At 66.6% G+C, this 8,965-nt stretch carries 12 protein-coding genes; 5 read left to right on the top strand and 7 right to left on the bottom strand.

The window, feature by feature from the left end; all coding sequences use genetic code 11:
* Positions 1 to 8: 8 nt before the first annotated feature.
* The 5 genes from mtnC to aroC form a co-directional block, all read right to left on the bottom strand.
* Positions 9 to 695, bottom strand: a complete 687-nt coding sequence (mtnC, locus tag IB232_RS08615; protein WP_192398103.1) for an acireductone synthase — start codon at positions 693 to 695, stop codon at positions 9 to 11.
* A 4-nt stretch (positions 696 to 699) separates the two neighbouring features.
* Positions 700 to 1,245: a 1,2-dihydroxy-3-keto-5-methylthiopentene dioxygenase gene (locus IB232_RS08610; protein WP_192398102.1), complete on the bottom strand. Its 546-nt coding sequence runs from the start codon at positions 1,243 to 1,245 to the stop codon at positions 700 to 702.
* Between the two features lie 85 nt (positions 1,246 to 1,330).
* A complete protein-coding gene (locus IB232_RS08605) occupies positions 1,331 to 1,942 on the bottom strand; it encodes a methylthioribulose 1-phosphate dehydratase (RefSeq protein ID WP_192398101.1) in 612 nt (203 codons plus the stop codon).
* Positions 1,939 to 3,093 carry an MFS transporter gene (locus tag IB232_RS08600; protein ID WP_318652247.1) on the bottom strand — a complete coding sequence of 385 codons (1,155 nt, stop codon included), beginning with the start codon at positions 3,091 to 3,093 and terminating at the stop codon, positions 1,939 to 1,941. Before IB232_RS08600 ends, IB232_RS08605 begins: the two co-directional genes overlap by 4 nt.
* The gene (gene aroC, locus IB232_RS08595) at positions 3,090 to 4,181 is read right to left on the bottom strand and encodes a chorismate synthase (protein ID WP_192398100.1); all 1,092 of its coding nucleotides are present in this window, start codon (positions 4,179 to 4,181) and stop codon (positions 3,090 to 3,092) included. Before aroC ends, IB232_RS08600 begins: the two co-directional genes overlap by 4 nt.
* 169 nt (positions 4,182 to 4,350) lie before the next feature.
* Here aroC and IB232_RS08590 point away from each other — a divergent pair, with 169 nt between their 5' ends.
* Complete coding sequence (locus IB232_RS08590) at positions 4,351 to 5,133, top strand: hypothetical protein (protein WP_192398099.1); 783 nt, start codon at positions 4,351 to 4,353, stop codon at positions 5,131 to 5,133.
* Positions 5,134 to 5,251: 118 nt separating this feature from the next.
* On the opposite strand, the gene prmB is transcribed toward IB232_RS08590, so the two are convergent.
* Positions 5,252 to 6,166, bottom strand: a complete 915-nt coding sequence (gene prmB / locus IB232_RS08585; protein ID WP_192398098.1) for a 50S ribosomal protein L3 N(5)-glutamine methyltransferase — start codon at positions 6,164 to 6,166, stop codon at positions 5,252 to 5,254.
* Positions 6,167 to 6,358: 192 nt separating this feature from the next.
* Here prmB and IB232_RS08580 point away from each other — a divergent pair, with 192 nt between their 5' ends.
* From IB232_RS08580 to IB232_RS08570, 3 genes are all read left to right on the top strand, one after another.
* Positions 6,359 to 6,952, top strand: a complete 594-nt coding sequence (locus IB232_RS08580) for a cysteine hydrolase family protein (protein ID WP_192398097.1) — start codon at positions 6,359 to 6,361, stop codon at positions 6,950 to 6,952.
* A gap of 78 nt (positions 6,953 to 7,030) precedes the next feature.
* The gene (locus IB232_RS08575) at positions 7,031 to 7,360 is read left to right on the top strand and encodes a hypothetical protein (RefSeq protein ID WP_192398096.1); all 330 of its coding nucleotides are present in this window, start codon (positions 7,031 to 7,033) and stop codon (positions 7,358 to 7,360) included.
* 35 nt (positions 7,361 to 7,395) lie between these two features.
* A complete protein-coding gene (locus IB232_RS08570) occupies positions 7,396 to 7,956 on the top strand; it encodes a Smr/MutS family protein (protein ID WP_192398095.1) in 561 nt (186 codons plus the stop codon).
* Here the strand turns inward: IB232_RS08570 and IB232_RS08565 are convergent.
* Positions 7,953 to 8,501: a carboxymuconolactone decarboxylase family protein gene (locus IB232_RS08565; RefSeq protein WP_192398094.1), complete on the bottom strand. Its 549-nt coding sequence runs from the start codon at positions 8,499 to 8,501 to the stop codon at positions 7,953 to 7,955. The genes IB232_RS08570 and IB232_RS08565 overlap by 4 nt on opposite strands.
* Before the next feature lie 80 nt (positions 8,502 to 8,581).
* Here IB232_RS08565 and IB232_RS08560 point away from each other — a divergent pair, with 80 nt between their 5' ends.
* Positions 8,582 to 8,923 (top strand): winged helix-turn-helix transcriptional regulator, encoded by a 342-nt coding sequence (locus IB232_RS08560; RefSeq protein WP_192398093.1) that lies wholly within the window; start codon positions 8,582 to 8,584, stop codon positions 8,921 to 8,923.
* Positions 8,924 to 8,965: the final 42 nt, after the last annotated feature.

The following is an 8,965-nucleotide window of genomic DNA, read 5'->3' as shown; positions in this document are numbered from 1 at the left end:
GCCGGGGTTCAACCCAAACGGTCGAGGTCGATCACCGCGAAGCTGGCCACCGTGTCGTGGCCGGCCAGCGTGCCGCCGTCGCGGGCCAGGCCGACCGTTTGCATGCCCGCCTGCTGGGCAGCGTCCAGTTCCTGGACGATGTCGGAGAGGAACAGGATTTCCTCGCCCGGCAGACCAATATCTGCGGCGATGTTGAGGTAGGACTGGGCTTCGCGCTTGGGGCCGCTGGTGGAGTCGAAGTAGCCGCTGAACAGCGGGCTCAGATCGCCGGCCTCGGAGCAGCCGAAGATCAGCTTCTGCGCCTGCACCGAACCGGAGGAATACACGTACAGGGCGTAGCCCTCCTGGTGCCAGCGCTTGAGCGCCTCCACCGCATCCGGGTAGACGTGGCCCTTGAGCTGCCCGGCCGCATAGCCCTGCTGCCAGATCATGCCCTGCAGGGCCTTGAGCGGCGTGGCTTTGCGGTCCTCGGCGATCCACTGCAGGAGGATCTCGATCACCCGGATCAGGTCCGCCTCGGTCTCGCCGCTCAGCGCGCGCACGGCGTCCAGCTGCAGCGCTACCTCGGCCTCGCCGGCATGCTCGATGACGAACTGCGGCAGGTGCTCCGCGGCAAACGGGAACAGCACGTCATAGACGAAGCTCACCGCGCTGGTGGTGCCTTCGATATCGGTGAGGATGGCTTTGATCGGCATGGTGTCAGTCTTCCAGGCGCGGGAAGCGACTGGCGATATCGTCGCCGGTGAAGTTGGCCACCCAGCCTTCCGGGTTGTTGAACAGTCGAATCGCCACGAAGTGCGGGAACTCGCCCATGTCGAACCAGTGGCGGGTGCCGGCCGGCACCGAGATCAGATCGTTCTTCTCGCAGAGCACGGCGTACACGTAGTCGTCGATATGCAGGGTGAACAGGCCGCGGCCGGCGACGAAGAAACGCACCTCGTCTTCGCCGTGGCGGTGCTCGTCGAGGAACTTGGCGCGCAGCTCGTCCTTCTGCGGGTGATCCTTGTTCAGGCTGACCACGTCGACGGTGACGTAGCCGCGCTCGCTCATCAGCTTGTCGATCTGCGGGCGGTAGGCGGCGATCACCTCTTCCTGGCCGGCGCCGGGCTGGATCGGCGCGCTGGCCTGCCAGCGCTCGAAGTGCACGCCGACGGCGGCCAGGGTGCTGGCGATGTCCTCGAGGTGGGTTAGCACCTTGTTCGGCACGTCGGGGCTGGATTGGTGGTAGACGGTCAGGCTGCTCATCGGCGGCGTCCTCGCGGGTGGGTCGCTCAGCTCGTGCTGTGGCTGGATTCTTCTGTGCAGGGCACGCCGGGCGCACCCCAGGTATTCAACGTTGCAGCGCGCGCACCTTCAGCTCGCACTCGAACAGGAACTCGAAGGCCTCGACCTGGCGCAGGCAGTCAGCCATGGTCTTGCCCCAGGTGTACAGACCGTGGCCGCGGATCAGGTAGCCGACGCAGTCCGCATGCTCGTCCAGCCAGGGCTGCACCTGGCTGGCCAGGCGGGCGATGTCCTGGTCGTTGTCGAAGATCGGCACCAGCACCTGGCACTCGTGGGTGCTGACGCCGCTGAAGGCCTTCTGCAGCTCATAGTCGGCGAACACCAGGGAATCGGCCAGGGTCAGGCGCGACAGCACGGTGGCGTTCACCGAGTGGGTGTGCAGCACGGCGCCGATCTCCGGTTTCCAGCGGTACAGCTGGGTGTGCAGCAGGGTCTCGGCCGAGGGCTTCTTGCCCGGCTCCAGGCTGTTGCCGTCGAGGTCGGTGGCCAGCACGTCGTCCTCGCCCAGCTCGCCCTTGTGCTTGCCGGAGACGGTCAGCAGCGCCTGGTCGGCAGCAAGGCGTGCCGAATAGTTGCTGCTGGTGGCCGGCGACCAGCCGCGGCCGTACAGGAAGCGCCCGGCCTCGATGATCTGGCGGGTCAGTTGTTCACGGTTCATGCCCGCTCCTCATGCAAACGGATGGCAATGATAAAGGCCGCAGCCAGGGCGACCAAGCTGGCTATGGCGAAGGTCCAGCTCGGGCCGAGATCGACCCAGCTGTAGCCGGCGTACAGCGCGCCCAGTGCGCCGCCGGTACCAGCCAGCGCCGCGTACAGCGCCTGTCCCTGGCCCTGCTGGTTGGGGCCGAAGCTGCGCTGGACGAAGTGAATGGCGGCAGCATGGAAGCTGCCGAAGGTGGCGGCATGGAGCAGTTGGGCGAACAGCAGCACGCCCAGGTGATCGGCCAAGTTGCCCAGCAGCAGCCAGCGCAGCGACGCCAACAGGAAGCTGGCCGCCAGCACCCAGCGCACCGAGAAGCGCGTGAGGATGCGCGCCATGAACAGAAACAGCACGATCTCCGCCACCACGCCCAACGCCCACATCTGGCCGATGAAGCCGCGCTCGTAGCCGAGCCCCTCCAGGTGCAGGGTGAGGAAGGTGTAGTACGGACCATGCGACAGCTGCATCAGGCATACGCAGAGAAAGAACGCCGGCACGCCTGGGCGCAGCAGCTGGGCCAGGAAGCCGCCCTCGCCGACCTGCCCGGCCCGCGCCTGCGGCAGCGCATTGGGTACCCACAGGGTGCCAACCAGGATGCCGGCGAGGATCAGCACCACCATGCCCGGAAACAGTGCGGGACTGAAATGCTCGAACAGCCAGCCGAGGCCGATCACCGCGATGATGAAGCCGATCGAGCCCCACAGGCGGATCTGTGAGTAGCGCGCCGTCTGCTCCTGCAGGTGGGCCAGGGTGATCACCTCGAACTGCGGCAGCACCGCGTGCCAGAAGAACGCGTGCAGCGCCATCACCAGGGCCAGCCAGGCGTAACTCTGGTCGACGAAGATCAGGGCGAAGCTGAGCAGCGTGCACAGCGCGCCGAAGCGCACGATGCGCAGGCGCTGGCCACTACGGTCGCCCAGCCAGCCCCACAGGTTGGGCGCCAGGCAGCGCATCAGCATGGGAATGGCCACCAGCTCGCCGATGCGTGCCGGCGAGAAACCCAGGTGCTGGAAGTACAACGGCAGGAAGGGCGCGGTGGCGCCCAGCATGGCGAAGTAGAAGAAGTAGAACGCGGACAGCCGCCAGTACGGCAGCGGCTGGCCGGTCACAGCTGCGGCAGTACCGGGGTGTTGACCCGTACGTCGGCGTTCTGTGCGCGGTGGCGCAGCAGGTGGTCGAGCAGCACGATGGCCATCATCGCCTCGGCGATCGGCGTGGCGCGGATGCCCACGCAGGGATCGTGGCGCCCCTTGGTGATCACGTCCACCGGGTTGCCGTCGACGTCGATGGAGCGGCCCGGGGTGGTAATGCTGGAGGTCGGTTTGAGTGCCAGGTGGGCGACGATCGGCTGGCCGCTGGAAATGCCGCCGAGGATGCCGCCGGCGTTGTTGCTGAGGAAGCCTTCGGGGGTCAGCTCGTCGCGGTGCTCGGTGCCGCGCTGGGCCACGCAGGCGAAACCGGCACCGATTTCCACGCCCTTGACCGCGTTGATGCTCATCAGCGCGTGGGCCAGATCGGCGTCCAGACGATCGAAGATCGGCTCGCCTAGGCCCGGCATCACGCCTTCGGCGACCACAGTGATCTTGGCGCCCACCGAGTCCTGGTCGCGGCGCAGCTGGTCCATGTAGGCTTCCAGCTCCGGCACCTTGTCCGGGTCGGGACTGAAGAAGGCGTTCTGCTCGACGCTGTCCCAGGTCTTGAATGGAATCTCGATCGGGCCGAGCTGGCTCATGTAGCCACGCACCTGGATGCCCAGGCCGGCCAGCACCTTCTTGGCTACGGCACCGGCGGCGACGCGCATGGCGGTCTCACGGGCCGAGCTGCGGCCGCCGCCACGATAGTCGCGGATGCCGTACTTGTGGTGGTAGGTGTAGTCGGCGTGGGCCGGGCGGAACAGGTCCTTGATCGCCGAGTAGTCCTTGGACTTCTGGTCGGTATTGCGGATCAGCAGGCCGATCGGACATCCGGTGGTCTTGCCCTCGAATACCCCGGAGAGGATTTCGACTTCGTCGTCTTCCTGGCGCTGGGTGGTATGGCGGCTGGTGCCCGGCTTGCGGCGGTCGAGGTCGCGCTGCAGATCTTCCAGGGACAGCTCGATGCCCGGCGGGCAACCGTCGACGATGGCGACCAGCGCCGGGCCATGGCTCTCGCCAGCGGTGGTGACGGTGAACAGCTTGCCGTAGGTGTTGCCGGACATGCAGGGCGCTCCGCGAAATCTGCCTCGAACAAAGGTCGGCGAGTATACCGCCGGTGTCCGGTCAGTTCACCTGCGAAACGGGCGTGATTCCGGCAAATGGCAGTTGGCCAGCCTGCAGTTGTACCGAAAGTTGCCGATAATGCCTCTACGCATGCCCAAGGACGCCGCGATGAGCGATACCGACGCCCAGCAACCCCAAGAACAGGCCGAACAGACCCCGCAGCCCCATCCGTGGGAAGGACTGGAGGCGGAGCATTTCCAGCTGCTGCGCCTGGCGCCACTGCCGACCGACCGCAGCACCGGCCTGCGCCCCCTGCGTTTCGTACGGTTCGGCCGCGCCGAGCGCCACAGCAACGAGCAGAGCCTGCTGCGCCTGTCGGTGGACATTCCCGGCCAGCGCCTGCGCCGCGAACAGAACCTGCTGGAGGTGTGGGTCGACCATCGCAGCCGCGAAGTGCGCTTCGGCGCCGAGAAGGGTCTGCAGATCGAGCCGCAGAACCGCGGCCTGGGCCGCTTCCTGCTGGCCCAGGGCATCGTCTGGGCACGCCAGCGCTGGGGCAGCTACACGGTGGAAGGCGCTGCACTGGCGGCAAAGGACATCCTCAGCGAGGACGCCCGCCTGCGCCGCGACCACTTCCTGCGCGTCCAGGGTTTCGAGGTGAGCTACCAGGACCTGGCACAGGTCAAGGCCAGCTACGCCGCCAGCCGGGTCAGCGTGCTCAATCCGGAGTGGAATCAGGAGCGGGTGCAGATCATCGACCTGCTCGACTGCGGTGCCATGCTGCAGCAGGCCGACCACAACCTGCACGAGCAACAGGTGAAGATCAGCAAGCTGGAACGACGCATCGACGTGTTCAAACGCGAGGACAGCGGCCTGCGCTTCACCATTGCCTGCCTGGTGGCGCTGGCGCTGTTCCAGGCCGGCCTGCTGATCTGGATTGCCACGCGCTAAGCAGCGGCGTGCCGGCAGCAGCCCGGATCTGAGGAATCACCCGTAACCCGGATGCAATCCGGGAAAGCAGACAGCTCCAGCCCCGGATTGCATCCGGGCTACAGGCCCTGCCCCGGCCTCAGCCCTTGGCCCGCGAACGGAACAGCTTCTGATACTCGCGGCACTGGGCCGCTGCCAGCAGGAACACGCCGTGACCGCCCTGTTCGAATTCCAGCCAGGTGAAGTCGACTTCCGGGTACAGCGCCTCAACGTGCACCTGGCTGTTGCCCACTTCGACGATCAGCAGGCCCTTCTCGGTGAGGTGGTCGGCGGCCTCGGCCAGCATGCGTCGCACCAGGTCCAGGCCATCGTCGCCACAGGCCAGGCCCAGCTCCGGCTCATGCTGGTACTCGGCCGGCATGTCGGCGAAGTCCTCGGCATCCACGTAGGGCGGATTGGACACGATCAGGTCGAAGCGCTGTCCCGGCAGCCCGGCGAAGCCGTCGCCCTGCACGGTGTAGACCCGCTCCTCCAGTTCATGCCGCTCGATATTGTGGTTGGCCACTTCCAGCGCATCGAAGGACAGATCGCCTAGCACCACCTCGGCGTCGGGGAAGGCGTAGGCGCAGGCGATGCCGATGCAGCCGGAGCCGGTGCACAGGTCGAGGATGCGCGCCGGCGTGGCCGGTAGCCAGGGGGCGAACTGGTTGGAGATCAGCTCGGCAATGGGCGAGCGCGGCACCAGCACGCGCTCGTCAACCAGGAACGGCAGGCCGCAGAACCAGGCTTCGCCGAGCAGGTAGGCGGTGGGCACGCGCTCCTCGACGCGCCGACGAATCAGCTCCAGCAGATGCTGTTGCTCGTCTTCCTCCAGCCGGCAATCCAGGTAGCCGTCAGCGATCTCGAATGGCAAGTGCAGGGCGCCCAGCACCAGTTGGCGGGCGTCGTCCCAGGCGTTATCGGTGCCGTGGCCGAAGAACAGCCCGGCCTCATGGAAGCGGCTGACGGCCCAGCGGATATGGTCGCGCACTGTGCGCAGGCGGGATGGGGACACGGTTCTGACCTCGAAAAGCGGTGCGCGATTCTAACAGGCTGCGACAAAACTGCCCTGCCCGGCGCAACACCAGACAAAGCGCGCGTTGGGCCACATCGCGGGGCCGTCCAGACACCCTCGATACGCACTAAAGGTTCACAGATCGCGCTGGCGAGCGGAGAATAGACACATCGCCGCCACAGGAGCCCTCCCATGTCCGATCCGAAAACCCTGTTCCAACTGCTCGGACGCGGTTATGCCCCTGCCATCCTTGGCAAGGCCACCCTGCTGGTGATCGACGCGCAGGAGGAGTACCGCAGCGGCACCCTGCAGCTGCCGGACGTGGAATCCGCCATCGCGGAAATCGCCACCCTGCTCGGCGCCGCCCGCAGCCTCGGTGCGCCGGTGCTGCATGTGCGCCACCTGGGCATTCCCGGCGGCCTGCTCGACCCGCAAGGCCCGCGCGGCCACTTCATCGACGGCCTGGCGCCACAGGCCGGCGAGCCAGTGGTGGAAAAACGCCTGCCCAATGCCTTCGCCGGAACCGACCTGCACGAGCGTCTACAACAGCTCGGTCATCTGGACCTGATCATCTGCGGTTTCATGACCCATTCCAGCGTCAGCACCACCGTGCGCGCGGCGAAGGACTATGGTTACCGCTGCACATTGGTGGACGCCGCCTGCGCCACCCGCGATCTGCCCTACGACGGTGAACTGATTCCGGCGCGCGCCCTGCACCGCATGACCCTGGCGGCCCTGGCCGACAACTATGCGATGGTGGTGCCACAGGCCCGCGCACTGATCTGATCGGGCAGAACGACTTCTCGGCCGGAACCCAGGCGGGTAGGACCGGTCATAGCGCCGATACTCCAGAGGAAAATCGGGATGAAGTTGTCTGAAGATGGATTCGATGCCCGCCGCCTGCGTCCCCGCGGCACATCCGGCTGGCGCTGGCGCTGCCTCGCCGCTCTGGCCGCCCTGTTCGCCGCCTTCGGCGTGATGCTGAGCATGGCCGGCGCGGCCACCCTGCTCGGCCGCCCACCGGCCCTCGGCCCGCTGAACGACAGCATTGGTGCGGCCATCGTCCTGCTGCTGTTCGGCCTGTTCCTGCTGTGGGGCGGCATCAACGTCTGGCGCCGCTGTCGGCGGCGCATGCGCCGCAGCCACGGTGACGAGCTGAGCCTGTCGCCAGGCCTGCTGAAAAAGCGCGGCTGAAGCCGGTAAACTGGCCTCATCCACGGAGGCCTTTCATGCAAGACGACGATTTTTCCCTGTTCCAGTCCGCCGTGCGCGGGGTCAAGCCGATCAGCCATGACCGCGCCGACACCGGCAAGCCCAAGACTGATCGCCAGCGCATCAGCACGCTGCGTCAGGCAGCGACGGTGAAGGTCGACCAGGTCAAGGTGGATGGCCTGTCCGACCAGTTCGTCATCGACGTGGCTGCCGAAGACGAGCTCTACTGGGCCCGCGACGGCGTACAGGACGGCCAGATGCGCAAGCTCAAGGCCGGTCAGGTGTCCTTCGAAGGCAGCCTGGACCTGCACGGCATGAACGTGGAGCGGGCCCGCGAAACCCTGTGGAGCTTCTTCGACGAGGCCACGCGCATGGAAGTGCGCTGCGTGCGCATCACCCACGGCAAGGCCGCGCGCACCGACGGCAAGCGACCGATGATCAAGAGCCACGTCAACACCTGGCTGCGCCAGCACCCGCAGGTGCTGGGCTTCACCTCCTGCATCGCCAAGCACGGCGGTCCCGGCGCGGTGTACGTGCTGCTCAAGCGCACCATGCTCGACGGCCGCGACGAAGACTAGGCAGTGAAGCGCGGCGCGTAATCCTCCAGCTCCACCCGCAGACCGTTCACCACGAAGGACACCGCGTGGTAGAAGCCGACCAGCAGCAGGCATTCGATCAGTTGTTCGTCGCTAAAGTGCGTGCCCAGCCGCTGCCACAGCCCCTCGCCGACGGTGGAGCTGGCATGCAGGCTGTCCGCCAGCTCCAGCAGGGTCTGGTCCGCCTGGCTCCACAGGGTCGGATCGATCCGTCCACTGCAGGTATCGGCGATCTGTTGGGCGCTGAAACCGGCCTTGCCTGCAAAGGCCGCCACATGCACACCCCACTCGTATTCCGCCCCGCACAGCGCGGTGGCCCGCAGGATCAGCAGTTCGCGCTCGCGCAGCTCGATGCTGCCGTGGTCCAGCAAACCGCCGGCGAGCATGCGCTGCAGCACGCGTGGGTTGTGGGCCATGCTGCGGAACAGCTTGAGCGGCGGCATGCCGGGAGGCATGACCCGGTCGAAGGCCGCCTGGATGTCGGCGCTGTAGGGAGGGTTCAGGGGTTGTACGCGAGGCTGGTTCATAGAGTGGACTCCTGTCATGCTACGAAATAAGTAGCAAGCGAAACCTATCACTGCTACTAAAAAAGAAGCAAGGAGTTTGCATGAGCTTTCCCCAACCCGGTGATCCTGTCCGCGGTTCATCCAGCGGCAAGCCGATCATGGCGCTGCTCGACCTGATCGGCCGGCGCTGGACCCTGCGCGTGCTGTGGGAGCTGCACCAGGCGCCAGCCAGCTTTCGCGAGCTGCAAGCGCGTTGTGAAGGCGTATCGCCGTCGGTGCTGAACACCCGCCTGGGCGAGCTGCGCGAAGCCCAGCTGTTGGAAAACGGCGAGCGCGGCTACCAGCTTTCCACCTTGGGGCTGGAGCTGGTGCAGCGCTGCCTGCCGCTGGCGGTATGGGCCGAAAGCTGGGCCGCGCAGCTACCCGCACGGCCGGAAAAGTAGCCCCATGTGGCGCACTCCGCCCTTGCCAGCGCCCCTGCTCCG

The sequence above is a fragment of the Pseudomonas sp. PDM15 genome (assembly GCF_014851565.1).
Classification (GTDB): Bacteria; Pseudomonadota; Gammaproteobacteria; order Pseudomonadales; family Pseudomonadaceae; genus Aquipseudomonas.
This window is presented reverse-complemented; position numbering and strand designations above follow the sequence as displayed.

Bases quoted from the DNA above. Each gene is read 5' to 3' on its own strand.
- IB232_RS08575 (WP_192398096.1), top strand. From the start codon at position 7,031: ATGAAGTTGTCTGAAGATGGATTCGATGCCCGCCGCCTGCGTCCCCGC.
- IB232_RS08610 (WP_192398102.1), bottom strand. From the start codon at position 1,245: ATGAGCAGCCTGACCGTCTACCACCAATCCAGCCCCGACGTGCCGAAC.
- IB232_RS08605 (WP_192398101.1), bottom strand. From the start codon at position 1,942: ATGAACCGTGAACAACTGACCCGCCAGATCATCGAGGCCGGGCGCTTC.
- mtnC (WP_192398103.1), bottom strand. From the start codon at position 695: ATGCCGATCAAAGCCATCCTCACCGATATCGAAGGCACCACCAGCGCG.
- IB232_RS08570 (WP_192398095.1), top strand. From the start codon at position 7,396: ATGCAAGACGACGATTTTTCCCTGTTCCAGTCCGCCGTGCGCGGGGTC.
- IB232_RS08565 (WP_192398094.1), bottom strand. From the start codon at position 8,501: ATGAACCAGCCTCGCGTACAACCCCTGAACCCTCCCTACAGCGCCGAC.
- IB232_RS08580 (WP_192398097.1), top strand. From the start codon at position 6,359: ATGTCCGATCCGAAAACCCTGTTCCAACTGCTCGGACGCGGTTATGCC.
- aroC (WP_192398100.1), bottom strand. From the start codon at position 4,181: ATGTCCGGCAACACCTACGGCAAGCTGTTCACCGTCACCACCGCTGGC.
- IB232_RS08590 (WP_192398099.1), top strand. From the start codon at position 4,351: ATGAGCGATACCGACGCCCAGCAACCCCAAGAACAGGCCGAACAGACC.
- IB232_RS08560 (WP_192398093.1), top strand. From the start codon at position 8,582: ATGAGCTTTCCCCAACCCGGTGATCCTGTCCGCGGTTCATCCAGCGGC.